Source organism: Noviherbaspirillum galbum, assembly GCF_010974945.1.
Classification (GTDB): domain Bacteria; phylum Pseudomonadota; class Gammaproteobacteria; order Burkholderiales; family Burkholderiaceae_D; genus Noviherbaspirillum; species Noviherbaspirillum galbum.
In genome coordinates this window covers 127,439-152,396 of record NZ_JAAIVB010000003.1, presented here as the reverse complement: position 1 = coordinate 152,396, position 24,958 = coordinate 127,439, and the positions used below count along the sequence as shown (strand labels likewise).

At 63.5% G+C, this 24,958-nt stretch carries 25 protein-coding genes; 16 read left to right on the top strand and 9 right to left on the bottom strand.

Annotation, left to right across the window (positions count from 1 at the left end; translation table 11 throughout):
- The 11 genes from G3574_RS00660 to G3574_RS00610 form a co-directional block, all read left to right on the top strand.
- The coding region (locus tag G3574_RS00660; RefSeq protein ID WP_205609604.1) for an ATP-binding protein at window positions 1-1,057 on the top strand (1,057 nt) is incomplete at its 5' end.
- A gap of 212 nt (window positions 1,058-1,269) precedes the next feature.
- The gene (locus G3574_RS00655; RefSeq protein WP_163959836.1) at window positions 1,270-1,563 is read left to right on the top strand and encodes an ATP-binding protein; all 294 of its coding nucleotides are present in this window, start codon (window positions 1,270-1,272) and stop codon (window positions 1,561-1,563) included.
- A gap of 523 nt (window positions 1,564-2,086) precedes the next feature.
- Entirely contained in the window at window positions 2,087-4,615 is a 2,529-nt protein-coding gene (nirB, locus tag G3574_RS00650) for a nitrite reductase large subunit NirB (protein ID WP_163959834.1), read from the top strand.
- Window positions 4,616-4,627: 12 nt separating this feature from the next.
- Window positions 4,628-4,987: a nitrite reductase small subunit NirD gene (gene nirD, locus G3574_RS00645; RefSeq protein WP_163959832.1), complete on the top strand. Its 360-nt coding sequence runs from the start codon at window positions 4,628-4,630 to the stop codon at window positions 4,985-4,987.
- Between the two features lie 64 nt (window positions 4,988-5,051).
- The gene (locus G3574_RS00640) at window positions 5,052-5,861 is read left to right on the top strand and encodes a formate/nitrite transporter family protein (protein ID WP_163959831.1); all 810 of its coding nucleotides are present in this window, start codon (window positions 5,052-5,054) and stop codon (window positions 5,859-5,861) included.
- A 49-nt stretch (window positions 5,862-5,910) separates the two neighbouring features.
- Window positions 5,911-7,668, top strand: coding sequence for a bifunctional protein-serine/threonine kinase/phosphatase (locus G3574_RS00635; RefSeq protein WP_235952845.1), 1,758 nt, complete (start codon window positions 5,911-5,913; stop codon window positions 7,666-7,668).
- A gap of 113 nt (window positions 7,669-7,781) precedes the next feature.
- The gene (gene gntR, locus G3574_RS00630) at window positions 7,782-8,816 is read left to right on the top strand and encodes an HTH-type transcriptional regulator GntR (RefSeq protein WP_163959829.1); all 1,035 of its coding nucleotides are present in this window, start codon (window positions 7,782-7,784) and stop codon (window positions 8,814-8,816) included.
- Window positions 8,817-8,971: 155 nt separating this feature from the next.
- The gene (locus G3574_RS00625) at window positions 8,972-9,529 is read left to right on the top strand and encodes a gluconokinase (protein WP_235952844.1); all 558 of its coding nucleotides are present in this window, start codon (window positions 8,972-8,974) and stop codon (window positions 9,527-9,529) included.
- Window positions 9,530-9,531: 2 nt separating this feature from the next.
- Window positions 9,532-10,071, top strand: a complete 540-nt coding sequence (locus tag G3574_RS00620) for a TRAP transporter small permease (RefSeq protein WP_328804678.1) — start codon at window positions 9,532-9,534, stop codon at window positions 10,069-10,071.
- Entirely contained in the window at window positions 10,068-11,345 is a 1,278-nt protein-coding gene (locus G3574_RS00615) for a TRAP transporter large permease (RefSeq protein WP_163959827.1), read from the top strand. The genes G3574_RS00620 and G3574_RS00615 overlap by 4 nt, the downstream gene beginning before the upstream one ends.
- Window positions 11,346-11,366: 21 nt before the next feature.
- Window positions 11,367-12,374: a TRAP transporter substrate-binding protein gene (locus G3574_RS00610; protein WP_163959825.1), complete on the top strand. Its 1,008-nt coding sequence runs from the start codon at window positions 11,367-11,369 to the stop codon at window positions 12,372-12,374.
- Between the two features lie 50 nt (window positions 12,375-12,424).
- Here the strand turns inward: G3574_RS00610 and G3574_RS00605 are convergent, their stop codons facing one another.
- From G3574_RS00605 to G3574_RS00565, 9 genes are all read right to left on the bottom strand, one after another.
- On the bottom strand, window positions 12,425-12,967 hold the full coding sequence (locus G3574_RS00605; RefSeq protein WP_163959823.1) for a lipocalin family protein: 543 nt from the start codon (window positions 12,965-12,967) through the stop codon (window positions 12,425-12,427).
- Window positions 12,964-13,584, bottom strand: coding sequence for a DUF6134 family protein (locus G3574_RS00600; RefSeq protein WP_163959822.1), 621 nt, complete (start codon window positions 13,582-13,584; stop codon window positions 12,964-12,966). Before G3574_RS00600 ends, G3574_RS00605 begins: the two co-directional genes overlap by 4 nt.
- A 19-nt stretch (window positions 13,585-13,603) precedes the next feature.
- Entirely contained in the window at window positions 13,604-14,401 is a 798-nt protein-coding gene (locus G3574_RS00595; protein ID WP_163959820.1) for a DUF1295 domain-containing protein, read from the bottom strand.
- Window positions 14,402-14,423: 22 nt separating this feature from the next.
- On the bottom strand, window positions 14,424-14,975 hold the full coding sequence (locus G3574_RS00590; protein WP_163959818.1) for a DUF2878 domain-containing protein: 552 nt from the start codon (window positions 14,973-14,975) through the stop codon (window positions 14,424-14,426).
- A 30-nt stretch (window positions 14,976-15,005) separates the two neighbouring features.
- Entirely contained in the window at window positions 15,006-16,055 is a 1,050-nt protein-coding gene (locus tag G3574_RS00585) for an SAM-dependent methyltransferase (RefSeq protein ID WP_163959816.1), read from the bottom strand.
- 207 nt (window positions 16,056-16,262) lie between these two features.
- Window positions 16,263-17,114 (bottom strand): FTR1 family iron permease, encoded by an 852-nt coding sequence (locus G3574_RS00580; protein WP_163959815.1) that lies wholly within the window; start codon window positions 17,112-17,114, stop codon window positions 16,263-16,265.
- A gap of 2 nt (window positions 17,115-17,116) precedes the next feature.
- A complete protein-coding gene (locus tag G3574_RS00575; protein ID WP_163959813.1) occupies window positions 17,117-17,470 on the bottom strand; it encodes a cupredoxin domain-containing protein in 354 nt (117 codons plus the stop codon).
- Between the two features lie 49 nt (window positions 17,471-17,519).
- Complete coding sequence (locus G3574_RS00570) at window positions 17,520-18,209, bottom strand: Fe2+-dependent dioxygenase (protein WP_163959812.1); 690 nt, start codon at window positions 18,207-18,209, stop codon at window positions 17,520-17,522.
- Between the two features lie 9 nt (window positions 18,210-18,218).
- Window positions 18,219-20,351, bottom strand: a complete 2,133-nt coding sequence (locus G3574_RS00565) for a TonB-dependent receptor (RefSeq protein WP_205609603.1) — start codon at window positions 20,349-20,351, stop codon at window positions 18,219-18,221.
- Between the two features lie 364 nt (window positions 20,352-20,715).
- Between G3574_RS00565 and G3574_RS00560 the strand changes: the two genes are divergently transcribed.
- The 5 genes from G3574_RS00560 to G3574_RS00540 all read left to right on the top strand — a co-directional run bounded on the left by G3574_RS00560 (window position 20,716) and on the right by G3574_RS00540 (window position 24,922).
- The gene (locus G3574_RS00560; protein ID WP_163959866.1) at window positions 20,716-21,495 is read left to right on the top strand and encodes an ABC transporter substrate-binding protein; all 780 of its coding nucleotides are present in this window, start codon (window positions 20,716-20,718) and stop codon (window positions 21,493-21,495) included.
- A 68-nt stretch (window positions 21,496-21,563) separates the two neighbouring features.
- Window positions 21,564-22,253 carry an ABC transporter permease gene (locus G3574_RS00555; RefSeq protein ID WP_163959863.1) on the top strand — a complete coding sequence of 230 codons (690 nt, stop codon included), beginning with the start codon at window positions 21,564-21,566 and terminating at the stop codon, window positions 22,251-22,253.
- Complete coding sequence (locus G3574_RS00550) at window positions 22,250-22,966, top strand: ABC transporter permease (protein WP_163959808.1); 717 nt, start codon at window positions 22,250-22,252, stop codon at window positions 22,964-22,966. Before G3574_RS00555 ends, G3574_RS00550 begins: the two co-directional genes overlap by 4 nt.
- 39 nt (window positions 22,967-23,005) lie before the next feature.
- The gene (locus G3574_RS00545; RefSeq protein WP_163959806.1) at window positions 23,006-24,124 is read left to right on the top strand and encodes a succinylglutamate desuccinylase/aspartoacylase family protein; all 1,119 of its coding nucleotides are present in this window, start codon (window positions 23,006-23,008) and stop codon (window positions 24,122-24,124) included.
- A gap of 24 nt (window positions 24,125-24,148) precedes the next feature.
- Window positions 24,149-24,922, top strand: coding sequence for an ABC transporter ATP-binding protein (locus G3574_RS00540; RefSeq protein ID WP_163959805.1), 774 nt, complete (start codon window positions 24,149-24,151; stop codon window positions 24,920-24,922).
- The last annotated feature ends 36 nt before the right edge of the window (window positions 24,923-24,958 follow it).

The following is a 24,958-nucleotide window of genomic DNA, read 5'->3' as shown; positions in this document are numbered from 1 at the left end:
TCCGGGCGCGCCGCCCATGCCGGACCTCCGCGCATCCGGGCAGGCAGGGCCGCCGCCCGGGCCTCCTCCGGGCGCACCCGAGGGACGGGGCTGGCGCGGCGGGCCGCAGAGCCTGATCGAGCCGCTGTTCCATCGGCCGCGCAATGAGCCGCATTTCCCGTATGTCCCGATGATCATCGCGCTTCTGGCGAGCCTGGTAACGGCCTGGTTGCTGGCATGGTACTTTGCCAAACCCATCCGGAGCCTGCGTGCCGCCTTCGATGACGCCGCGGCGGGCCGGCTTGATACCCGCGCCGGTCCGGCGATGGGGCGGCGGCGCGACGAGCTTGCCGACCTCGGCAAGGACTTCGACCGCATGGCCACCCAGCTCCAGGCGCTCGTCGAGGGCCAGAAGCGCCTGCTGCACGACGTGTCGCATGAGTTGCGCTCGCCGCTGGCCCGCTTGCATGCAGCCATCGGCCTGATGCGCCAGCGTCCGGAAAAGGCCGAAGCCATGATCGAGCGCATCGAGCGCGAGAGCGGCCGCATGGACAAGCTGATCGGCGGCCTGCTGACTTTGTCGCGCCTGGAATCGAATGGCGACAGCATGCTCAAGGAGAGCCTGGTCCTGGGCGACCTGGCCGCGGACGTCGTGGAAGATGCTTCTTTCGAGGCGCGGGCCAACGGCAAGGAGGTCAGGCTGCACCTCGGCTGCCAAGCCTTGATCAAGGGCCGGGCCGAGCTCTTGAACAGCGCCATCGAAAACGTGGTGCGCAATGCGGTCCGCCACACCGCCGGTGGAACCTCGGTGGAAGTCGTGGTCGAGCAGTCGGGCAGGGAAACGGCACGCGTGCTGGTGCGCGACCGCGGCCCCGGCGTGCCGGACGCCGATCTGGAAAATATCTTCAAGCCTTTCGTTCGCAGCAGCACCGATACATCCGTCGCTGGACATGGCCTCGGGCTCGCCATCGCACAACGGATCGTGCTCGCCCACGGCGGGACCATCCGCGCCTTCAATGCTCCCGATGGCGGGCTGAACGTCGAACTAAGGTTTCCGGCCGTCGTCCGTGCCATCTGATTCCCGCGTCCTCCACCGGCGGGCACGATGTGTTGGAACGATAACCACATCATCTTGCAGCGAATGGATGGCATTCCGCCATGCCAACTGCAGGCGGTTTCCGCTCGCAGCGCTAAAGCCCATAGCAAGGCCTGATCGCGGCCTTCACCGCAAGCATCCTGGAATACGAGGATGAGAACCTCCGGATACCGACGGCGTCCGGCATAACGATATTGGCGCAGGACCCGAACGCGCCTGCGTTCATCGAGGTGAAAGACCAGGGACTACGCATCCTTGAAGCCGACGTGCCGCGTATCTTCGTCAAGTTCTTCCGGGTCGATCAGCCTGCGGGCAGCATCAAGGACGTCGGCCTCGACGTGCACCTCGCGAAGAAGATCCTGAATCTGCATGAAGGCGGCATCGACGTACGCAGCGACGTGGGCGAGTTCGCTTCCGTCGTGACGCTCTTGCCGGTCGATGCATTGGTGCGGCGCACTAATGCGGTGCTCCGGATGGCGCACCGATGAAGTGCGCCGTTGGTCAGGCCCGAAGCGCGAATGCCGTTCTCTCCCTAATTTGTGGCAATTTTCCTCACCGGCGGCACGGCGACGGAGCCCTTGATGCATTCCTGACGTGCCGTCATGGCCACCACGGCGGTGGCACACCAATTGCTAATGCTTAATCAAAGCCAAGGAGCTTTACCGATTATCGTGCCCAAAGCCGGGCACGGTGGGCAATGAAGTCCCGCGCGCTTGTTCCTCACGTTATCCAGCGATGACCGGAGCAGGCGAGCGATAATAGTTTGGATCCGCCATGTCAGCATACGATTCTTATCCCATCCCGGGCGCGAACGCGCTCCCAGCCATCCAAGGGCACCCGCTGGCATCCCGCGCGCTGAATGCGTCGGCCGCCGCACCCGCCAGGACACGCCAGGCAAGGCAGCAATGACGGCGGCCAGGCGCCGCGCTTGACATCACCCACGAACACAACCCCGCGCGCCTTCGGCGCGCGGTGGCGGAACTCACCCATTTTTCAGCATCAGGAGTCGTCATGCATATCGTAGTCATCGGCCATGGCATGGTAGGTCACAAGTTTCTGGAAAGCCTGGATGACGCCGGCCTGTCGCACGCCCGCGTCACCATCCTGTGCGAGGAACCTCGCCCGGCCTACGACCGGGTCCATCTGTCCGAATTCTTCTCCGGCAAATCCGCAGACGACCTCTCGCTCGTGGCGCCCGGATTCTTCGATCGCGGCAACATGCTGTTGAAGTTGAACGCCAGGGCCGTGGCAATCGACCGCGCCCGCAAGACGGTCACTACCGGCAGCGGCGAAGTCCTGGCTTATGACAAGCTCGTCATGGCGACCGGATCGTATCCCTTCGTTCCCCCGGTGCCCGGCAAGGACCGCGAAGACTGCTTTGTCTACCGCACCATCGAAGACCTGGAAGCGATGCTCGAATGCGGTTCCCGCGCGAAAAGCGGCGTGGTGATCGGCGGCGGCCTGCTCGGTCTGGAATGCGCCAAGGCCTTGCGCGACATGCACCTGCAGACGCACGTGGTGGAGTTCGCCCCGCGCCTGATGGCGGTGCAGATCGACGAGGCGGGCGGCCGCACCCTGCGCAGGAAGATCGAAGAACTCGGCGTGCACGTCCATACGCAGAAGAACACGCTGGAAATCGTCGATGGCGAAGCGGCGCGCCACCGCATGGTGTTCGCCGACGGCAGCCACCTCGACACGGACATGATTGTCTTCTCGGCAGGCATCCGCCCGCGCGACGAACTCGCCCGCCAGTGCGGCCTGGCCATCGGCGCCCGCGGCGGCATCCGCATCGACGAACATTGCCTGACTTCCGACGCCGACATCTACGCCATCGGCGAATGCGCGCTCTGGAACGAACAGGTCTATGGCCTGGTCGCACCCGGCTATGACATGGCGCGCGTCGCCGCCAAGCATCTCGCCGGCATACCCGCGTCTTTCCATGGCGCCGACATGAGCACCAAGCTCAAGCTGATGGGCGTGGACGTGGCCAGCATCGGCGATGCCATGGGCACGACCCCGGGCAGCCGCGCCTACCAGTTCAGCGACGAACGCAAGCAGGTGTACAAGAAGATCGTCGTCTCGGAGTGCGGCAAGTTCCTGCTGGGCGCGGTGCTGGTCGGCGATGCCGCGGAATACGGCACGCTGCTGCAGATGATGCTGAACCGGATCGAGCTGCCGAAGGATCCGGAATTCCTCATCCTGCCGCAGGGCGACGGCAAGGCCAAGGCAGGCATCGGCGTGGACGCGCTGCCCGCCGCCGCGCAGATCTGCTCCTGCAACAACGTGTCCAAGGGACAAATCTGCGATGCGGTCGCCAACGGCGCGGCCACGATCGCGGACCTGAAGTCCTGCACCAAGGCCGGCACCGCCTGCGGCGGATGCGTGCCCCTCGTCACGCAGGTGATGAAGGCCGAGATGAAGAAACGCGGCATGGCGGTCAACAACCACCTGTGCGAGCATTTCGCGTACTCGCGCCAGGAGCTGTTCCACATGATCAAGGTCGAGAACATCCGGACCTTCGACGAACTGCTCAAGCGGCACGGCAAGGGGCTGGGCTGCGACATATGCAAACCGGTCGCCGCGAGCGTCTTCGCCTCCTGCTGGAACGACTTCGTGCTCAAGCGCGAGCATGCAGCCCTGCAGGATTCCAACGACTACTTCCTCGGCAACATCCAGAAGGATGGCACCTATTCCGTCGTGCCGCGCATGGCCGGCGGCGAAGTTACCCCGGACGGACTGATCGCGGTCGGCCAGGTCGCCAAGAAGTATGGCCTCTATACCAAGATCACCGGCGGCCAGCGCGTCGACATGTTCGGCGCGCGGCTGGAACAGCTCCCGGCGATCTGGGAAGAACTGATCGCCGCCGGCTTCGAATCCGGCCACGCCTATGGCAAGTCCCTGCGCACGGTCAAGTCCTGCGTCGGTTCGACCTGGTGCCGCTATGGCGTCAACGACAGCGTCGGCCTCGCCGTCGAGCTCGAGAACCGCTACAAGGGCTTGCGCGCGCCGCACAAGATCAAGTTCGGCGTTTCCGGCTGTACCCGCGAATGCGCCGAAGCCCAGGGCAAGGACGTTGGCGTGATCGCCACGGAAAAGGGCTGGAACCTCTACGTATGCGGCAATGGCGGCATGAAGCCGCGCCACGCCGAGCTGCTTGCCTCCGACCTCACCAAGGAGGCGCTGGTGAAATACATCGACCGCTTCCTGATGTTTTACGTGCGTACCGCCGACCGCCTGCAGCGCACCAGCGTCTGGCGCGAAAACCTCGAGGGCGGCCTGGACTACCTGAAGGAAGTCATTCTCGACGACAAGCTCGGACTCGCCGCCGAACTGGAAGCCGACATGCAATACGTGGTCGATACCTACGCCTGCGAATGGAAGAACGCCGTCACCGATCCGGAAACCCGCAAGCGCTTCCGGCAGTTCGTCAACAGCGACCAGCAGGACCACCACGTGATGTTCGTCGAGGAACGCGGACAGATCCGCCCCGCCACGCCGGACGAAAGAAAAGTCATCCCCATCATCGCCGAAATCGCCTAAGGAAACGCCATCATGATCAATGCTGCCGAAACCAAGCCGGAAAACAAGACCTGGAGCCCCGTCTGCTCCCTCGACGACATCGTTCCCAACATGGGCATCTGCGCCCTGGTAAAGAACAAGCATGTGGCGGTCTTCCACGTGGACGGCGACCAGAAGCGCCTGTTCGCGATCGACAACTTCGATCCCAATGCCAAGGCCAGCGTGCTGTCGCGCGGCCTCATCGGCAGCCTCGGCGAACGCATCGTGGTTGCCTCGCCGATCTACAAGCATCACTTCGACCTGCAGAACGGCGAATGCCTGGAGGCGCCGGAAAACTCCGTCAGCGCGTACCCGGTGCGGGTGGAGAACCGCACGGTCTGGGTTGCCGTCTGAGGCGCCCGGAGACTTTAGCGCTTCATCGATCGGCTTACCCTTTCAGCTAACACAAGGACACATCATGGCTTACCTCGCCCCTTCCGAATTCGTCACCAAGATGGTCGACGCCGGAGAATCGAAAATCTACATGTCGGCGCGGGACTCGCTGATCCGCGCCTACATGGCCGGCGCCATTCTTGCCCTGTCGGCGGTCTTTGCCGTCACGGTATCGGTGCAGACCGGCTATCCCATCATAGGCGCCATCCTCTTCCCGGTCGGATTCTGCATGCTCTACCTGCTGGGGTTCGACCTTCTGACTGGCGTTCTCGTACTTACGCCGCTCGCCCTGATCGACAAGCGGCCAGGCGTCACCCTCAAGGCGGTGCTCAGGAACTGGGGCCTCGTCTTCCTCGGCAACTTCGGCGGCGCGCTGACTGTCGCGGTGCTGATGGCGATCGTGTTCACGAACGGCTTTTCCACGCCGCCGAGCAAGGTCGGCGAGGTGATCGGCGTCATCGGCGAAAGCCGCACCCTGGGCTATGCGAAGTACGGCGCGGCCGGCATGCTGACCCTGTTCGTGCGCGGCATGCTGTGCAACTGGATGGTGTCGACCGGCGTGGTGGGCGCCATGATTTCCACGACAGTGAGCGGCAAGGTGATCGCGATGTGGATGCCCATCATGCTGTTCTTCGCCATGGCTTTCGAACATTCCGTGGTCAACATGTTCCTGTTCCCGTCGGGGTTGATGCTGGGCGGGCACTTCTCGATCATGGACTACCTGATCTGGAACGAAATTCCCACGGTGCTCGGCAACCTTGTCGGCGGCCTCGCCTTCACCGGCCTGACGCTGTACGCAACCCACATCAAGACCGGCCCGAAGCGCACGCTGTAATCCATTCAATCCCGTCGCGCATGACCGGTGGCCGGCGCGGCGGCCGGTCATGCGTCTTACAGGCCCCGCCAGCATGAGCCAGCTCACCATCACGATCGGCCAGCATTCCGAGAAGGGACGCAAGACAGCCAACCAGGATTTCCATGGCGCCTGCGTTCCCGGCGAGCCACAGCTCTCCAGCAAAGGAATCGTTGCCGCCGTGGCGGATGGCATCAGCAGCAGTGCGGTCAGCCACATCGCCAGCCAGCAGGCGGTCGCCAGCGTGCTGGAGGACTATTACTGCACCTCGGATGCGTGGTCGGTGAAAACCTCGGTCGAGCGCGTCATCGCCGCCACCAATTCCTGGCTGCATGCGCAAACCCAGCAAAGCCAGTATCGCTTCGACATGGATCGCGGCTATGTCTGCACCCTGAGCGCCATGGTCGTCAAGTCCACGACGGCGCACCTGTTCCACGTCGGCGATTCCCGCATCTACCAGTTGCGCGGCGCGGCGCTCGAGCAGCTCACCAATGACCACCGGATCCATGTTTCCTCGGCGCAGAGTTATCTCGCCCGGGCGCTCGGCATGAACCAGCGCGTGGAAATCGATTACCACGCGATCCAGCTCGAAGCGGGGGACACCTTCCTGCTGGCGACGGATGGCGTCTACGATTACATTGATGGCGAATTGGTCGCCCGTCTGCTTGAGACCAGCGGAAGCAATCTCGACATGGCTGCGCAGGGCATCGTCGAGCATGCGCTGCGGCGCGGCAGCGCGGACAACCTGACGGTGCAGATCGTCAGGGTCGACGCCTTGCCCCAACCCGAGGCCGGGGAACTGGTCCAGCAAATGTCGTTGCTGCCCTTTCCGCCGGCTCTCGAACCCCGCATGGAATTCGATGGCTTTCGCATCGTGCGCCAGATCCATGCGAGCAGCCGCAGCCATGTGTTCCTCGCCGTCGACATCGAATCCGGCGAGCAGGTCGCGCTGAAGACCCCTTCGACGGAAATGCGCGACGACCCGGATTACCTCGAGCGCTTCCTGCTAGAGGAATGGATTGCCCGGCGCATCAACAGTCCCCACGTGCTCAAGCCTTGCCAGGGAAACCGCAGTCGCAATTACCTCTATGTGGCGATGGAGTACATCGAGGGCGAGACGCTGGCGCAATGGATGCGCGACCATCCCGCCCCCGGCATCGATGCCGTGCGCGGTGTGATCGAGCAGGTCGGGCGCGGCCTGCGCGCCTTTCATCGCATGGAAATGGTGCACCAGGACCTGCGCCCGGAAAACATCATGGTCGACCGCACCGGGACGGCGAGGATCATCGACTTCGGCGCGACCCGGGTAGCGGGCATTTCCGAAGGCGGAGCGGCAATCGATCACGATCGCGTCGTTGGCACCTTGCAGTACACCGCGCCGGAATGCTTTCATGGCGAGCAGGGCGATGCGCGGTCCGACATGTTTTCTCTCGCCGTCATCGCTTACCAGATGTTGAGCGGCACCCAGCCTTATGGCGTGGAAGTGGCGAAGATCCGTTCGGCCGCCGAGGCGCGCAAGCTGAGCTATCGTTCCCTCCTCGAATCCGGTCCCGGCTTTCCCCTCTGGGTGGACGAAGCCCTGCGCCGTGCGCTGCACCCGGTCCGGGAAAAGCGTTATGGCGATCTCGCCGAATTCATCCACGACCTGCGCCATCCGAACAAGGCTTACCTGCGCAAGACCCGGCCGCCGTTGATCGAAAGAAACCCGGTGATCTTCTGGAAGGTGGTCGCCATGCTTCTCTTTCTCGTCACGATCGGCTTGCTGGCAACCCGTCCGGCGGGTTGCTGACGCCCTGGGCGCCTGCGAACCAAGCGCTTCCAAACTTTCCCAAAGGCTACTGTTTTACTTATGTGCTAGATAGCGATAACATTGGCGAAGGTAAAACGGAAGGATAGGCCCCAATGACGTCCCGGGAAGACGAAGAGAAAAGAGGGCGCGTCAGGAGACGCATCACCCTGGCAGACGTGGCAAGGCAGGTCGGGGTGTCGACCATGACCGCGTCCCGCGCAATCAGCAAGCCCGAGCTGGTGACGCCCGCGCTGCGCCAGCAGATCGAACGCGCCATGCAGGACCTCGGCTACGTCCCGAACCGGGCGGCGCGCGCGCTCGCCACCTCGCGCTCCAACGTCATCTCCGTCCTCATTCCCTCCCTGTCGAACGCGGTGTTCACCGACGTGCTGGCGGGTATCCAGGATGCGGTGGACGAAGAGGGCGTGCAGGTCCTGATCGGCAACACGCGCTATTCCGACAAGGAGGAGCGCAAGCTCGTTGGCATCCATTTGCAATCGAACCCGGACGGCGTCCTGCTCACCGGCCTTGGCCAGAGCGAGGAAGTGAGGCGCATGCTGGCGGCGAGCGGCGTGCCCACCGTTTCCATGATGGACCTGTCGATCGGCGAGGGCGAGTACAGCGTGGGCCTGTCCCAGTTCGATGCCAGCTACACCATGACGCGCTACCTGATCGACAAGGGCTACCGCCGCATCGGCTTCATCGCCGCCCAGCTGGACGAGCGTACCCTCAAGCGCGCGGAAGGCTGGCGTGCCGCCTTGCGGGCGGCCGGCCTGTACGCGCCGGAGCGGGAGGTACTGGTGCCCGATCCCTCCACCGTCGCGCTCGGCGCCGAGCTGCTGGGCCGGCTGCTCGCCGTGGCCCCGGATTGCGACGCCGCCTTCTGCTGCAACGACGACCTTGCCTACGGCGCGATCTATCAATGCCAGCGGCGCGGCATCGCGGTCCCCCGGCAGCTGGCGATCTGCGGTTTCAACGACTTGCCGCAATCCGCCTGGATGGTGCCGTCGCTCACCACCGTCGGCACGCCGCGCTACCGCATCGGCTTCGAAGCCGCGATCCTTCTCAAGCAGCTCATCAACGGCGAAAAGCCGGCCCGCCAGCACATCGACCTCGGGTTCACGCTGATGGCGCGCGAGAGCACCTGATGTTCTCGAGGGTATTTCCGGCCTGTAGGTCGACGCGAAGCCTCCTTCCGCAGTCCACTCTCTTTTTGCGCCGCACCATAAAAACCGGTTTACATCCGCTTCCAAGATCGGCAGAATTCGCATGTTAGCGATAACATTAATCGCAAAAAGGACACATGGTGCATCCAGAACAACACCAGCCCTGCCGCATCGTGGTGATGGGCGTGAGCGGTTGCGGCAAGAGCGAAATCGGCAGCCGGCTTGCGCAAGCGCTCGGATTCGCGCATCTCGAGGGAGACGCGTTTCACCCCCAATCCAACATTGACAAGATGGCAGCCGGACAGCCGCTGACCGATCTCGACCGGCGCGACTGGCTGATGGTGATCCGGGAACGGATCGCCGAGGCGCGCGTCTTGCAGCAGGGCCTCGTGGTGTCATGTTCTGCGCTCAAGCGCAGCTACCGCGACCTGCTTCGCCAAGGCGACGAGGGCCTTGCCTTCGCTCACCTCGATGGCGCCATGGAGCTCATCGCTGCCCGCATGCGTGCGCGGCCCAATCATTTCATGCCCGTGTCGTTGCTCGAAAGCCAGTTCCGCGACCTGGAACCGCTGCAGCGCGATGAAAGGGGCCTGACGCTGGACATCAGGCAAGAGCCGGTCGAACTGGTCAGCCAGGCGTTGCGCGCCTTGCAGGACATGCCGGCCGCATCACCGGATAACGATCGAGGAGGCTGACCGTGGAAGTACAAAAAACCTGGATTGACCGCATCGTCGAGGGCTTGCTCGCGCTCGATCTCGCCATCATGGTGGTGCTGCTGTTTTCGAATGTCGTGGCGCGCTACGGATTCGGAGCGGGCTTCGCCGGCGCGGAAGAGATATCGCGCCTGCTGTTCGTCTGGATGGTGTTTCTCGGCGCTGTGCTCGGCCTTCGCCGCAAGGCGCATCTTGGCGTGGAACTCGTGCAGGAACGACTGCCTTTCTGGGCAAGGCGGGCGAGCGCGGTGATCAGCCACCTGCTGATGCTGTATGCCCTGTGGTTGTTCCTTGCGGGAAGCTGGACGCAGACGCAGATCGGCATGACCACGTATTCGACGGTGCTGCACTATCCCAACGCGGCGATGGCGTCTGCCGGCCTGGTGTGCGCGGCGAGCATGATCGTCGTGGTGCTCGCGAACCTCTACAAGATCGTCTCCGGCAAGCCCGACGCCGCCATTCCCGGAGATCACGCCGCGTCGACGGCATTCCACCCCGCGCCTGAAAAGGAAATCGCAGAATGACTATCGGAATCTTCCTGGGCGCGCTGGTCGCGCTGATGGTGCTCGGCATGCCCATTGCCTTTGCCCTGATCCTGACCGGGGTGGTGCTGATGGTCCACCTCGACTTCTTCGATGCGCAGCTGGTGGCGCAGAACATGCTCGCCGGCGCTGACGTGTATCCCCTGCTGGCGGTGCCGTGCTTCATCCTTGCCGGCGAGCTGATGAATGCGGGCGGCATTTCGAAGCGCATCATCAACCTCGCGGTGTCCATGGTCGGTCATATCCGGGGCGGTCTCGGATATGTCGCCATCGCCGCGACGCTCCTGCTGGGCGCGTTCTCTGGCTCGGCGCTCGCCGATACCGCCGCCGTCGCCACGTTGCTGATTCCAATGATGCGCGACCATGGCTACCCGGTGCCGCGCTCTGCGGGCCTGATCGCCGCCGGCGGCGTCATCGCGCCCATCGTGCCGCCGTCCATGCCCTTCATCATCTTCGGCGTCACCACCAATACCTCGATCAGCAACCTCTTCATTGCCGGCATCATGCCCGCGCTGATGCGGGCGCTCGGCCTGGTGATCGTCTGGAGCCTGCTAGCGCGCAACATGGAAGTGAAGCTGCAGCCCAAGAGCAGCTGGGCCGAGCGCAAGCATGCCCTGGTGGATGCCTTGTGGGCGCTGGTTCTTCCGGTCATCATCGTCGGCGGCCTGAAAGGCGGCGTGTTCACGCCGACGGAGGCCGCAGCGGTCGCCGCGGTGTATGCCTTGTTCGTCAGCCTGTTCATCTACCGCGAAGTCAAGTTCGACCAGATCATTCCCTTGCTCATGAATGCGGCGCGGACCACCAGTACGGTCATGTTCCTGTGCGCGGCGGCCTTTGTCGCGTCCTACATGGTCACGCTGGCGGACCTGCCGGCGCAGGTCACCGATTTCCTCGGGCCCCTGATCGACCATCCGCGCTGGCTGGTGGCGGCGGTCATGGTTCTCTTGCTGGCGGTCGGCACCGTCATGGACCTGACGCCGACCATTCTCGTCATGGGTCCGGTGCTGATGCCGCTCATGATCAAGGCGGGCGTCGATCCGACTTACTTCGGCGTGATGTTCATCCTGGTCGGCACGCTCGGCCTGATCCATCCCCCGGTGTGCACGGTCCTCAACGTGGTGTGCGGCGTTGCCCGCATCTCCCTCGAAAGCGCGACGCGCGGCGTCTGGCCTTTCCTGCTGGTCGAGACCCTGCTCGTGTTCCTGTTCGTCGCATTCCCCCAATGCATTACCGTGCCGATGGCATGGTTCCGTTGATTCCAACATAAAGGAGACATCATGAAGTTATCCCTCAAATCCATCGTTACCGCCGCTGCCTTGTGCTGCGTCGCGGCCGCCGGCCATGCGGCCGACTTCAAGCCGCGCATCATCCGCTTCGGCTACGGCCTCGCGGAGGACAGCAACCAGGGACATGCCGCCAAGTTCTTCGCCGACGATCTCGCCAAGCGCACCGGCGGCAAGCTGAAGATGAAGGGCTTCGGCAGCGCCAGCCTCGGCAGCGATGTGCAGATGCAAAACGCCTTGATCGGCGGCGCGCAGGAAATGATGGTGGGTTCGACCGCCACGCTGGTCGGCATCGACAGCGATTTCGGCGTCTATGACCTGCCTTTCATCTTCCGCAACGAGAAGGAAGCGGATGCGATCCTCGACGGGCCCTTCGGCCAGAACCTGATGGCCAAGCTGCAGGAAAAAGGACTGGTCGGCCTGGTTTACTGGGAGAACGGTTTCCGCAACCTGACCAACTCCAAGCGCCCGATCGCGAAGATGGAAGACCTGCAGGGCATCAAGCTTCGTGTCATGCAGAACCCGGTATACATCGACATGTTCAAGGGCTTCGGCGCCAACGCCATCCCGCTGGCCTTCTCGGAATTGTTTACCGCCATGGAAACCGGGACCGTCGATGGCCAGGAAAACCCGGTCACGACCATCCAGTCCAGCAAGTTCTATGAAGTGCAGAAATACCTGTCGCTCACCAAGCACGTGTATAGCCCGTGGATCGTACTCGCGAGCAAGAAGTGGTGGGACGGCCTGAGCGCCGACGAGAAGAAGGCGATCCAGGAATCCGCCGCCGCGACCAGGGACTTCGAACGCAAGGAAACCCGCGAATCCTCCGCGAAGGCAATCGACTTCCTGAAGCAGAAGGGCATGCAGGTCACGGTGGTGAGCGACAAGGAAATCGAACGCATGCAGGAGACGACGCGCCAGGCGACGCAGAAGTTTGCGAGCGAAGGCCACACCAAGCTCGTGAAGGATCTGCAGTCCGACCTCGAGAAAGTACGCAAGTAAGAGGGCGAAAGCAAGCGAATCGATTGTCCGGGGCCATCGACCGGCCCGGGTCAGCGGGGGCGCTGCGGCGCCTTCACGACCCTGGCAGTGTCATAGCCCTGGGCAGCGATGAATTGCAGCAGGCGCTGGTAATCGCTGTCCGGGATGCGGGGCGTGCGGGCCATGATCCAGACGTAATCGCGCTTCGACCGGCCGATCACCGTCTGGCTGTAATCGTCGGCCAGGTAGATGATGCGGTACTCGGCCTGGACCGGCCAGATGAACTGCATGCCCCAGACCGCGTTGCTTGCCGGGTCGGCCACGAAACCGCGCGGGTGATAAACCTTCTGTGGTCCGTCGAAGCCGCCGTCGTGGAAGGTAAAGGTCGTCTCTATGGTGCCGTCTTCCCCGAGGCGGTACGACTCTACCGGGTCGTGCGCATTCCGCTCGAGAAAGGTGGGTATGTTGGCAATGACATACCAGTCACCCATGAAGCGGGGAAGGTCCACCTTGGGAACGGTGGCGATCGGCGCCAGCGGCTCGGTCTGGCACGCGCCCAGCAAGGGCATGATGGCGGCCGCGAAACATTTTCTCAACAGGCTGCGGTAATTCATGACGGGTCTCCGCGTCGGTAAACTAATTGCATCCCGCCTTTCACCGTCGAGGCCAGTTGCAGCCAGTCGCCTTCCGGGCTGTACCAGAGTTCGATCGGCGCTGCGGGGCCGGTGATCCTGTAACGGCGAGCCACTACCTTCCGGCCGCCCAACGTGAGTTCGTCCTCCTGCAAGAGAGAGACCTTCACGTCTTCGTAGCGGCCGGTCTGGGGATTCAAGAGCTTCTGCTGTTTCAGGATGGCGGGATTCCAGTAGGCGAAAGTCATCACGCAGCCAGCGTAGGCCTGGCTTCCCTCATCGGTTTTCACGACCAGGCTGCCAGCTTTCGCCTCTGCATCGACGCTGGACAAGGTGCCATTTTCATCGGTCCGCGCACGCAGGCTCTTCAGGCAATCGCCTTGCCATGTCTCATGGGCGTGATGCACGTAGCGATACTTGAAGACGAGCAGGAATTTCACATCGAATTCCGCGTCGCTGCGGATTTCCCGCGACCCGGGGCCGTCATTCAGGATGAATCGATGCTGGCCGATCGGCTTGCCATCGAGCTGTACGTCGAAGCGCCATGTCCTTTGCTCAGCCGCTGCGCCGGCGCTCAGCACCAGCAGGAGCGCGGACATGAAGCGCCGCGCGCGCGCGCTATTCATGACGCGGCCCGGGAATGAACGCATTGGTGCGTTCGATGTACTGGCGATAGGCGGGGCGCCGTTCGACCATGTCCCTTTCCAGCAGCGCGACGCCGGAAACCTTGAGCAGCAGCACGGTCATGAGCAGGGGAGAGAAGATGGTCCATCCCGCACCCGCCGACAAGGCGACGAGGTAGAAGCCCCACCACAGGCAGCACTCGCCGAAATAATTCGGATGCCGCGAGTACCGCCACAGTCCTGAATCCATGACGGGACGCGCCTGGTCCGCGAAACCGGCATGCCGCTTCCGGAAACGCGCAAGCTGGGCGTCGGCGATGGCCTCGAACAGGAACCCGGCAAGCCAGAGCAGGACGCCGGCGGCATCAAGCCATCCGATCGGTGCGCCGCTTCCGATCGCGGCAAACAGCGGCAGGGCGATGATCCATGCTAGCGCCGCCTGCAGTCCGAACACCAGATAAAGGCTCTTCAAGGCGAAATGAGGCTGGTTGCGCTCGCGTATGGCTTGGTAGCGCCGGTCTTCCGGCTGGCCGTGGTTGCGCCAGCCGATGTGCAGCGACAGGCGCAGCGCCCACAAGGCGATCATTGCCAGCAACCAGGCGGCGCGCGGACCGGGCTGGTCGAGCTTCAGCATGAAGGCTGCCGATCCGGCCAGCATGAAGCCTCCCCAGATGACGTCGGCAATGCCTGCGTTGCGCCTGGCCACGCTGATGATCCAGGCAACGACGGCGATGATGGCCACCGTGGCGGCGCTGGCAAGTGCGGGGCCCGATCCCAGATCCCATAATGTCATTGCGTTCTTCCTGCGGTCGTTTTCATGGACGGTGCTCCGACAGGCGTGATGCGATCGCCGTCAGCAGCGGCGTCAGCAAGGCCCATCCCAGCGCCAGCGCAATCGTGGCGGCGGCCGGCCGGGCAAAGGCCACCGCGCCGAGCCGCTCTCCCGCCAGGAAGGCAAGCGGTCCGCCCACGCCGCCGAATGCCGCCGCGAGCCAGGGCTTGCCGCGCAACCAGCCGAGGGATGCGTTGAGCGTGGTCGCAAACAGAACCCACATCGCAACGAGCCAGTAAGGCGCGAGTATCCCGAATGCCAGTCCGTCTGGATAGACCAGCCAGCCGCCGCTGGCAAGCACGCTTTCCCAGACGATCCCGAGCAGGGCGGCCAGCAGCATCAGCCTTGCCTCCGCGCGAGGGCGAGCGGCGTGGGCGAGATGCCAGCCGCCGATGGCTGCAACGCCCAGGACGCCCAGCCAGGCTTGTCCGCGCGCCGCGCTCAGCACGCAGCCCAGCCATCCTGCCTGGAACAGGACGAAGTTGATGGCGGCGCCATTGCGCCAGGACGGCTTGACGGCGGCAATCGATTCCATGCGAGCCCCTCCGATGATCGTTGCCGGAAATCAGTCCGGACGGCGTTCGAACAGGTAATGGCTTACCCACCATTGCTGCCCGTGCTCATAGCCGAACAGTTCCGCGCACGACATGAAGAAGATGCGCCAGCGCATCCACCACACCGCCGCCTGCTCCTTGCCATAGGTCTGTTCCAGGATGGGCATGACCGCATCCCGTTGGTCGTCCATGCGCGCCAGCCAGGCATTGCAGGTCTTTTCATAGTGCGTGCCGTCCCACCGCCATCTCTGCAGCAGCTTGAGGTCATCCTGGAAGCGGGCGGCGAGATCGTCGCTCGGCATCATGCCGCCGGAAAAGAAATGACGGCTCATCCAGTCGCTCTCGTCGCGCGCCTCGAAAGCGTAGGGCGTCGAACGATGCACGAAGACATGCATGAAGAACCGTCCGCCGGGCTTCAGCCAGGAGCGGATGCGGCTGAACAGCAGGGGCCAGTTGCGCAGGTGTTCGCACATTTCCACCGACACGATGCGGTCGAAACGGTCGGCGATGTCGAACACGTTCATGTCTTGCGTCAGGATGCGCAGGTTTTTCAGGCCGCGCCGCTGCGCTTCCTGTTCGATGTAGGCGCGCTGCGAGCGGGAGTTCGACACCGCGGTGATGCGCGCGCGCGGGAAGCGTTCCGCCATCCACAGGCTGAGCGAACCCCAGCCGCAGCCCAGTTCCAGGATGTCCTGTCCATCCGCGAGGCCGGCGCGTTCGCAGGTGGCGTTCAATGCGAGGGCTTCCGCTTCGTCCAGGGTATCGGTGCCTTCCGGCCACCAGCAGCAGCTGTATTTCCGGTGCGAGCCAAGCGCCCGCAGGAAGAAGCTTGCCGGCACCTCGTAATGCTGTTCGTTGGCCTTTTCGGGCAGCGGCGCCATGTCGGCGGCTGCCATCTCCCGGATGAATGCTTCCATGCGCTCCGAGGCGGCGCCCGTCCGGTCAGCCTCGATTTCTTCGAGCCGGCTTTTCAAGAGGCGGCGGATGCCTGCGCGAATCACCGGATCCGGGACGTATCCCTGTTCTACCCAACTGATGGCCAGGTTGGTTGCTGTGCTCATGACAATTTCTCCCCAGTTAACGGACGCTCGGTCCGGGCTGCGCGCGCAGCCCGGACCCGACGCCTCTTGTACGCAGGCGACTTCAAATCGGATTCAAGGAAGCAATGTTGCGGAAATAATATATCAATGGATGGGCGCTTGCGCGGCTGCCCCTCGGCCGAGAGGCAGGGAGCCGGGCGCGGTCGGAAGAACAGGCAAGAGGATTTTTCAGACGGAAATCTCGGGCGAAACCGCCGTACTGGCCGTCGTTGCCTTGGCGCGGGGCCGCATCAGGCGCATGCCGGCCACCAGCAGGACTAAGCCGCCGGCATAAAAAAGCAGCTGCATGCCCGAGGGTCGTGCTTCGTAACCGAGGAGCGCGTGCATCAGGGTGCCCGCCAGGGAATCGTTAGACAACAGCGCCGAGGAGTCCCAGGCCGAGGCCAATAGCGAAGGAAGGATGCCCGCCTGGATGAGGGTCCGCGCAAACTGGCCGGCCATCGCCGACGCCATCAGCAGGATCAAGAGGTTGGTCACCGAGAACAGCCGGCGGATGGGAATCGATTTCAGGCCGGCGTAGAGCAGCGCGCCGAGGGCGATGCCCGCTGCCAGGCCCATGGCACAACCGGCCAGGATGCTTCCTCGGCTCGACGCGTTGCCCGCCGCGTAGCCGGCGACGAACAGGACGGTCTCCGCACCTTCGCGCAGGACGGCAAGCGCGACGGCGATGACCATGGCCCAAGGCGGACCGGCGCGTTCATGCAAGGCCTGCCCGAGCTGCCGCGCGGCGCTGGCCGCCTGCATGCCGTGCCGCGCCGACGTCATGAGATGCCAGGCCAGCATCACGAAGGCGATGCCGAGGATGCCGGCGTTGAGGTAATCCTGCCCGATGCCTTCCGCCATGTCGGCGATCGTTTCCATCATGCTGGCGACGAGGAGGGAACCGAGGATGCCGCCGGCGATGCCTGCCGCGAGCCAGCGTCCCCGGTCCGGCAGTCCCCGTGTCGCGGCGGCCATGATGCTCACGAACAGCGCGGCTTCCACGGTTTCCCGGAAGATGATCAGCGCGGCGCCGAACATGCTTACTCCGCGACCACCGCGCCTTGCGCGGTGCTCTGGTGGAATTCGCCCATGAAAGGGTAGCGGCCCGGCTTGAGCGGTCCGATGAAGATGGTCGCGCGCGCGCCGCCGGGAATGACTTTCTCTACGGCGAGCGTGCTGCTTTCGAATTCTTCCGGCGTGTCGTCCTTGTTCAGGACCAGGAGCTTGACGCGCTGGCCGGCGGGAACCTTCAGCTCTGCCGGCACGAACTTGTGTTCCTGGATGGTGATGCGGGCCTCGGCATCGGCTGCCGATGCGCCGGGCGCGATGCACAACGCGATTGACGCGGCCAGTACGGGAAGAAAGGCGTGGAGCCGGTGCTTCTGGGGATGCATGTTGGTCCTTTGTTGTAACTTTGCGGCCGGGGCGATCCGGGTAAATGGGTCAGGTCTCCGCCCACATGCGCATGAGATTGTGATAACACCCCGTCAGGCTGACGACATGCTCCGAGTCGCTGCCCTGGCTGGCGTCGCGCATGGACTGGATCGCCATGTCCATGTCGAACAGCAGCCGCCGCTGGTCGTCCCGGCGAACCATGCTTTCCACCCAGAAGAAGGAAGCGATGCGGCTGCCGCGCGTGACCGGTTCGACGCGATGCACGCTGGAAGAGGGATAGAGCACGAGATCGCCTGCGGGCAGCTTGACGCGATGCGTTCCGAAGGTGTCCTGCACGACCAGCTCGCCGCCGTCGTACTCTTCGGGATCGCTCAGGAACAGAGTGACGGAAAGATCGGTCCGCACCCAGTCGCCGGTCGTCAGGGAGGTGCGCACGGCATTGTCGATGTGGTTGCCGAAGGCATTGGCGCTGCCGTCATAGCGATTGAACAGCGGCGGAAAGGTTTTCTTCGGTAGCGCGGCGCTGAAGAAGAGGGCGCTTTTCGCCAGCGCATCGACAACGATGGCGCGCGCCGCCTGGGACGCTTCGGATGCTTCCGACAGCTGGCGGTTGTTTTTCACCTGGGCGGATTGCGTGCCCGCGGTCAGGCCGCCATCAAGCCAGGTGGCGCCTTCAACGATGTCGCGGCAGCGCCGGAGCGCGGCCGGTTCGAGTACACGGGGAACATGAAGCAGCATGGCGATTCCTCAGAACTTGGTGCCCAGCGTGAGCTGGACCGCGCGGGGCGTGCCCGGCAGCACGTGTCCGGTATAGACGCCCTCGTAATACTTCTCGTTGAACAGATTGAACACGTTGAGCTTGATCGAATATTTTTTCGCCGCGTACTCGAGCAGGGCATCCACGCGCTTGTAGGCGGGAACCTCGATGGTATTCGTCGCGTTCGCGTAGCGCAGGCCGACGCCTTCGAGTCCGCCGCCCACCTTCCAGCCCGGCGCGAACTTGTAGGTGGTCCAGAGGCTGTAGGTATAGTCTGGGGTGTTGGTCGGGACCATGCCTTTCGTGCCTGCCTGGTCGGCCGATGCCTCGTCGACCTTGGCGCGCATGATCGCCACGTTGGCAAACACTTCCCACTGCTTCGACAGGCGGCCGACCGATTCGAGTTCAAGTCCGTCGGTGTGGCGGCGGCCGGAGAGGACGGCGATATCGGGCGAGGCGACGTCGGTATTGCGCTCGTTCGTCTTTTCGGAGCGGAACAATGCGGTGCGGACCGACATGTCGCCATCCAGCAGTTCCCACTTTGCGCCGATCTCGAGGTTGCGGCTTTTCTCGGGCGGCGTGTTCGCGGTGCGGCTGTCGAGCTGGTAGGCTTCGGCGGAAGGGTTGAACGAGGTGCCATACGAGGTGTAATACGTCGTCAGCTTGTCCGGCTGGTACATCAGGCCCGCGCGCCAGCTCCAGACGTCATCCTTGCGTGACAGCGGGCCGGCCGGGGCGGGGCGCTCGTAATCGGCGCGCATGCTGTCATGGCGGGCCCCGGCGAGCAGCTTCCAGTGGGGGATGAACTCGATGGTGTCCTGCGCATAGGCGCTCGCGGTGTGGCCGGTGTACTTGTTGTAGGCAGTGCGGATGAATGACGCGTCGAAACCCGCGGGCAGGACCGGCATGGTATCGACGTTGCCCACCGTCGTGCTCGGGTTCGAGAGCGCGCTCGCGTTGGTGTAGCGGGAGGCGTCTTCATTGAGATATTCGACACCGGCCAGAATCTCATGCTTCATGCCGCCAGCGGCGAATTTGGTGTTGAAGTCGGACTGCAGCGTCCAGGTATGCTCCGCGCCGCCCCGCGCTTGCCGCTGACGGCACAAGCCGGTGGCATCGCTCCACCCGGCAAGGTTGCCATTGATGGCGCAGCCGGCGGCGCTGGCGACGCCCAGGCGCGGCGCCACGGCGCGCAGGTCGCGATCATAGTCGGCCTTGCGCAAGGTCGTGCGCAGCGCGGTGTCGTTGCTGAAAAGATGGGTGTAGGCGAGGGTGCCGATGCCGGTCTGGTTCTTCTCGTAGTCGGCGTTCGCCAGGCCGTAGAAGCGCTCGATGGGCACGTCGATCGGTCGTCCCTTGAAGTAGGGCACGCCATAGTCCGGAACGTTGTTGTCCTTCATGTAGAAGTAGGACAGGTTCACTTCGTTGTCGGTGCCCGCTCCCCAGGTCAGGGTCGGCGCGACGCCGAAGCGTCGTTGCTTCACGTCGTTGCGGAAGCTGTCCGTCTCGGTGTCCATGAGGTTGAGCCGGAACGACAGGTCATCGCTGAATGCCCTGTTGAGGTCGGCGGTCAGGCGCTTGTAATTGAAGCTGCCCACGGTGAGCGCCGCTTCGCTTGCATCGACCGGCTTGGCCTTCTTGCTGACCTGGTTGATGACGCCGCCCGTCGAGCCGCGGCCGAACAGCATGGAGGCCGAGCCGCGGAGGATCTCGATCTGTTCCAGGTTGAAGGTGTCGCGGTTGTACTGGGCAATGTCCCGGATGCCATCAAGGAAAAGGTCACCCACGGCAGAGTAGCCTCGCAAGGTGATGTTGTCGCCGATGCGGCCGCCTTCTCCGGCGTTGAAGGTAAGCCCCGCCACGTTGCGCAGGGCTTCCTTGAAGGTGTCGGCGTTGCGCTCACGCATGAGTTGCTCCGACACGATGGTGACCGACTGGGGAATGTCCTTGGCGAGTTGCGGCGTCTTTCCGAGCCGGGTTTTCTCGCCGTGGTAGCCATTGTTTTGCTCCCGGCTATCCTTGATCACGATGCTCGGCAGGGTCTGGTCACTGTTCTCTCCCTGGGTTTGCGCGGCGGCGGGAAGCGCGCACAAGGCGATGGTGGTGGCGGCAAGTCCATGCAAGGGAAGGCGGAGCGGTCGGCCAGGGCGGGAAACCAGGGCCCGGTCTTGCGGAAAGGATGGCGGCATGAGGAAAGTTTTGTAAAAATGTCAGGTCGTTGATGAATATAATAATGCGAATCATTATCATTTGCAATGGGTGGTTGCAGTCCACAAGACCGGCGACTTTCCTGCACGGCCATCCTTCACCGTTCGCTTCGCGACCCGGCCATTCCCTGCTTGAGGCTCCTCAAGTTTGCTAATGCCATTGAGTAATACATTTCCACCGTGTTGTGGAAGAATGGCTACACACATAGAATTCGCAAACGCAAAGCCGGTCCCACAGCCGATGGCATCGGTGCGCATATCAGGAGAATCCATGTTCGACATGTACAGGCTTGTGGTCTGCACCGCGGTGGCGTTCGCCGCCGCGTCGTTTCCCGCAATAGCGCGCGATATCACCGAGATCAGGTTCGGCACCGATCCGGGCAATGCGCCCTTCGAATTCAAGACCAAGGACGGCAAGCTGGCTGGCTTCGACATCGAACTCGGCGACGCCATCTGCGCGCATCTCAAGGCGAAGTGCACCTGGGTGGAGAATGACTTCGATGGCATGATCCCCGCCTTGAAAGCCAAGAAGTTCGACGCCATCAATGCCTCGATGTCCATCACCGAAAAGCGCCTCAAGGAAATCGACTTCAGCAACCGGGTGACGTTGTCGCCGCCGCGCATGATCGCCAAGGCCGGCGCCAACCTGTTGCCGACCGCCGAATCCCTCAAGGGGAAGCGCATCGGCGTGCAGCAGGGCACCACGCACGAGACCTTCGCCAAGGAGAAGCTGGCGCGCAACGGGGTGGACGTGGTGTCCTACGCAAAGAATGACCAGATCTATGCCGATCTCCAGGCGGGTCGCCTCGATGCCGGCCTGATGGATGCGGTGGAAGCGACCGAAGGCTTCCTGAAGAAACCCGCCGGCAAGGGCTTCGCCTACGCCGGCCCGGTGCTCAAGGATGAAAAGATCTTCGGCACGGGCACGGGCTTTGGCGTGCGCAAGGGCGATGCCGAACTCAAGGAAGCGCTCAACAAGGCGCTCGCCGACCTGAAGGCGAACGGCACCTACAAGAAGATCATGACCAAGTACTTCGACACGGACGTTTCAGGCGATTGATGCAGCGTGCGCCGGCTGAAGTCGGCGCCGGCATCGTGCTTCATCGAGTTCAACCAACCTTCGCCCGCATGCTTTTCTACGGTTATGGTTCCCAGCTTCTCCAGGGGCTCAAGGTCACGCTGGCATTGTCGCTGTCCGCGCTCGCGGTCGCGTTCCTGGTCGGCATGCTTGCCGCTGCCGCAAGGGTCTCGCCGAGCCGGACCTTGCGCGGCCTAGCCACGGCCTACGTCACGCTTGTGCGGGGCGTGCCGGATCTGGTCACGATGCTGCTGATGTTCTACGGCTTGCAGATATTGCTCAACGATGCCACCGAAGCCTTGGGCTGGAGCCAGATCACGATCGATCCATTCACCGCCGGCGTGCTTACCCTCGGCTTCATCTATGGCGCCTATTTCGCCGAGACCTTCCGTGGCGCATTCCTCGCGGTGCCGAGAGGGCCGCTGGAAGCCGGGCTCGCCTTCGGCATGACGCGAACCCAGGTGTTCCGGCGCCTGCTGTTTCCGCAGATGATGCGCTTTGCCTTGCCCGGCATCGGCAACAACTGGCAGGTGCTGATGAAGAGCACGGCCCTGGTTTCCGTGATCGGCCTGAACGACCTCGTCAGGATTGCCGACCAGGCCGGCAAGGCGAGCTACCAGTTCTTCTTCTTCATCGCCGTCACGGGAGCTGCCTATCTCGCGATCACTACCGCCAGCCTCCTGCTGTTGCAATGGCTGGAACGGCGATATGCCGTCGGCGTGAGGATGGCGCAGCTATGACGGACCTCCTCCAGGAATACTGGCGAGCCTACCTCTGGACCGATGGCACGCGGCTGACCGGGCTGGCGGTCACGATGTGGATGCTGGTGCTGTCGACCGGGATCGGCTTCGCGCTCGCGGTCCCGCTCGCCATCGCCCGGGTGTCGCCGAGGCGCTGGCTTTCCTTGCCCGTTCATCTTTACACTTATGTCTTCCGCGGCACGCCGCTGTACGTGCAGCTTCTCCTGATCTACTCCGGCATATACGGCTTGCAGATCGTGAGGGAGACCGAACTGCTCAACCTGTTTTTCCGGGTCGGCTTCAATTGCGTGATCCTCGCCTTCGTCCTGAATACCTGCGCCTACACCACGGAAATCCTCGCGGGCGCGATCCGCTCGGTGTCCCATGGCGCCGTGGAAGCCGGTCGGGCCTATGGCATGTCGGACGCCGTCCTGTACCGGCGCATCATTCTGCCCGACGCGTTCCGGCGGAGCATTCCGGCACTGAGCAACGAAGTGATCTTCATGCTGCATGGGACATCGGTCGCGTTCGCCGCCACAGTGCCCGACCTGCTGAAGATCGCGCGCGATGCCAATGCCGATACCTTCCGTTCCTTCGAGGCCTTCGGTTTTGCTGGACTGCTCTATCTGCTGGCGACGTTCTTCCTTGTCTGGTTGTTCCGCAAGGCCGAGCAACGCTGGCTGCGCCATGTCCAGCCCCATCATGCCGCCTGAGCAGCGCTAATCCGGACCAACCCAACGGCTTGACCACACATGCAAATCCAGCACCATCCCCTTCCTTCCGCCAGCCTCGGCACCCACCGGGAAATCGCCAGCTTTCACTATGGTCCCGCAGGCGGGCGCAAGGCCTATCTGCAGGCATCGCTGCATGCCGACGAGTTGCCTGGCATGCTGGTCGCCCATCACCTGCGCGCCCGGCTCAAGCAACTCGAGGATGATGGCGCGCTTCTCGGCGAAGTGGTCATCGTCCCGCTGGCGAATCCGATCGGCGTCGCGCAATCCATCCAGGGCAGCGCGTTCGGGCGCTTCGACCTGCCAAGCGGCGTGAACTTCAACCGCGGCTACCCGCATCTCACGCCGAAGCTCAAGCAGGCGCTGGAGGGCAAGCTAGGCGGGGACGGTGACGACAACGTGCGTCTCATCCGCGAACTGGCCAGGCAGTCGCTCCAGGAATGGCCCGGCGCCGGCGAAACGGAAGCCATGAAGGTCATCCTGCTTTCGCTGGCGGTCGACGCGGACGTCGTGCTCGACCTGCACTGTGACCATGAAGCCGTCATGCACCTTTACACCGCGCCGCAACTGGCGGACCGGGCAATGCCGCTGGCGGCGCTGCTGGGCGCGCAAGTGGTGCTGACGGCAAACGAGTCCGGCGACGATCCTTTCGACGAAGCCTGTTCGCGGCACTGGTGGGAACTGGCGGAACACGCGGGCACAGGCTCCAACGTGCCGTTCGCCTGCCTGTCCGCCACGGTGGAGTTGCGCGGGACACAGGACGTGCGCCATGACCTCGCCCGGCAGGACGCGGAAGCGCTGCTGGACTTCCTTGCCCTGGAGGGCTTCGTTGCCTGCGAGAGCATGCCGACGGTGCCGGCGGCCGCCTGCGAGCCGACGCCGCTGCAGGGAGTGGAGCCGCTGGCCGCGCCGCATGGCGGATTGCTGGTCTTCGTGCGCGAACCGGGCGAGGACGTGCGCGCGGGCGACGTGATCGCGGAAATCGTCGATCCGGTGAGCGGGCTGGTTACTCCCTTATGCACCAGCATCTCCGGCCGATTCTTCGCGCGCACCAACGCGCGCTTCGTGCATCGCGGAATGCGGGTGGCCAAGGTGGCCGGCGCGACGCCGTTCCGCGTCGGCAAGCTGCTGAGCGCATGATGACAACGACATTCAGGCCGCCACATGGATAAGCTCGTCGTCAGGAACCTGCACAAGCGCTACGGCAGCAACGAAGTGCTGAAAGGCGTGTCATTGACCGCGAGGGCAGGGGACGTGATCAGCATCATCGGATCCAGCGGGTCCGGCAAAAGCACCTTCCTGCGCTGCATCAACCTGCTCGAGTCGCCATCGGAAGGTGCCATCTTCCTGAACGGCGACGAGCTAAAGCTGAAGGCGGGAAAGGACGGCCAGCTCGTGGCCGCGGATCGCCGCCAGTTGCAACGCTTCCGTTCCCGTATCGCCATGGTCTTCCAGCACTTCAACCTGTGGGCGCACATGAGCGTTCTCGACAACGTGATCGAGGCGCCGATCCATGTGCTGGGAATGGCAAGAGATGAATCCATTGCCCGGGCCGAAGCGTATCTGGACAAGGTGGGAGCGCTGCATCGCAAGGATTACTTTCCGGCGCATCTTTCGGGCGGTGAGCAGCAGCGCGTCGCGATCGCCCGCGCGCTGGCGATGGAGCCGGAAGTGATGCTGTTCGACGAGCCCACGTCGGCCCTCGATCCGGAACTGGTGGGCGAGGTGCTGCGGGTGATGCAGGGACTTGCCGATGAAGGGAGGACCATGATCGTCGTCACCCACGAAATGGGATTCGCGCGCGAAGTGTCGAGCCAGCTCGTTTTTTTGCATCAAGGTTTGATCGAAGAGCAAGGTTCTCCACGCGAGGTGCTGGACAATCCAAAGAGCGGGCGGTTGAAGCAGTTTCTATCGGGTGGCGTCGCCCGGGCACGATGAACAATATGGCAAGGAGGGATTCTCGATGCAGCGCTG

Coding starts and splice junctions, on each gene's coding strand:
- G3574_RS00540 (WP_163959805.1), top strand. CDS start 24,149: ATGGATAAGCTCGTCGTCAGGAACCTGCACAAGCGCTACGGCAGCAAC.
- G3574_RS00545 (WP_163959806.1), top strand. CDS start 23,006: ATGCAAATCCAGCACCATCCCCTTCCTTCCGCCAGCCTCGGCACCCAC.
- G3574_RS00610 (WP_163959825.1), top strand. CDS start 11,367: ATGAAGTTATCCCTCAAATCCATCGTTACCGCCGCTGCCTTGTGCTGC.
- G3574_RS00600 (WP_163959822.1), bottom strand. CDS start 13,584: ATGTCCGCGCTCCTGCTGGTGCTGAGCGCCGGCGCAGCGGCTGAGCAA.
- G3574_RS00560 (WP_163959866.1), top strand. CDS start 20,716: ATGTACAGGCTTGTGGTCTGCACCGCGGTGGCGTTCGCCGCCGCGTCG.
- G3574_RS00585 (WP_163959816.1), bottom strand. CDS start 16,055: ATGAGCACAGCAACCAACCTGGCCATCAGTTGGGTAGAACAGGGATAC.
- nirD (WP_163959832.1), top strand. CDS start 4,628: ATGATCAATGCTGCCGAAACCAAGCCGGAAAACAAGACCTGGAGCCCC.
- G3574_RS00625 (WP_235952844.1), top strand. CDS start 8,972: ATGGTGCATCCAGAACAACACCAGCCCTGCCGCATCGTGGTGATGGGC.
- nirB (WP_163959834.1), top strand. CDS start 2,087: ATGCATATCGTAGTCATCGGCCATGGCATGGTAGGTCACAAGTTTCTG.
- G3574_RS00570 (WP_163959812.1), bottom strand. CDS start 18,209: ATGCTGCTTCATGTTCCCCGTGTACTCGAACCGGCCGCGCTCCGGCGC.
- G3574_RS00595 (WP_163959820.1), bottom strand. CDS start 14,401: ATGACATTATGGGATCTGGGATCGGGCCCCGCACTTGCCAGCGCCGCC.
- gntR (WP_163959829.1), top strand. CDS start 7,782: ATGACGTCCCGGGAAGACGAAGAGAAAAGAGGGCGCGTCAGGAGACGC.
- G3574_RS00615 (WP_163959827.1), top strand. CDS start 10,068: ATGACTATCGGAATCTTCCTGGGCGCGCTGGTCGCGCTGATGGTGCTC.
- G3574_RS00635 (WP_235952845.1), top strand. CDS start 5,911: ATGCGTCTTACAGGCCCCGCCAGCATGAGCCAGCTCACCATCACGATC.
- G3574_RS00550 (WP_163959808.1), top strand. CDS start 22,250: ATGACGGACCTCCTCCAGGAATACTGGCGAGCCTACCTCTGGACCGAT.
- G3574_RS00640 (WP_163959831.1), top strand. CDS start 5,052: ATGGCTTACCTCGCCCCTTCCGAATTCGTCACCAAGATGGTCGACGCC.
- G3574_RS00605 (WP_163959823.1), bottom strand. CDS start 12,967: ATGAATTACCGCAGCCTGTTGAGAAAATGTTTCGCGGCCGCCATCATG.
- G3574_RS00575 (WP_163959813.1), bottom strand. CDS start 17,470: ATGCATCCCCAGAAGCACCGGCTCCACGCCTTTCTTCCCGTACTGGCC.
- G3574_RS00580 (WP_163959815.1), bottom strand. CDS start 17,114: ATGTTCGGCGCCGCGCTGATCATCTTCCGGGAAACCGTGGAAGCCGCG.
- G3574_RS00590 (WP_163959818.1), bottom strand. CDS start 14,975: ATGGAATCGATTGCCGCCGTCAAGCCGTCCTGGCGCAATGGCGCCGCC.
- G3574_RS00555 (WP_163959863.1), top strand. CDS start 21,564: ATGCTTTTCTACGGTTATGGTTCCCAGCTTCTCCAGGGGCTCAAGGTC.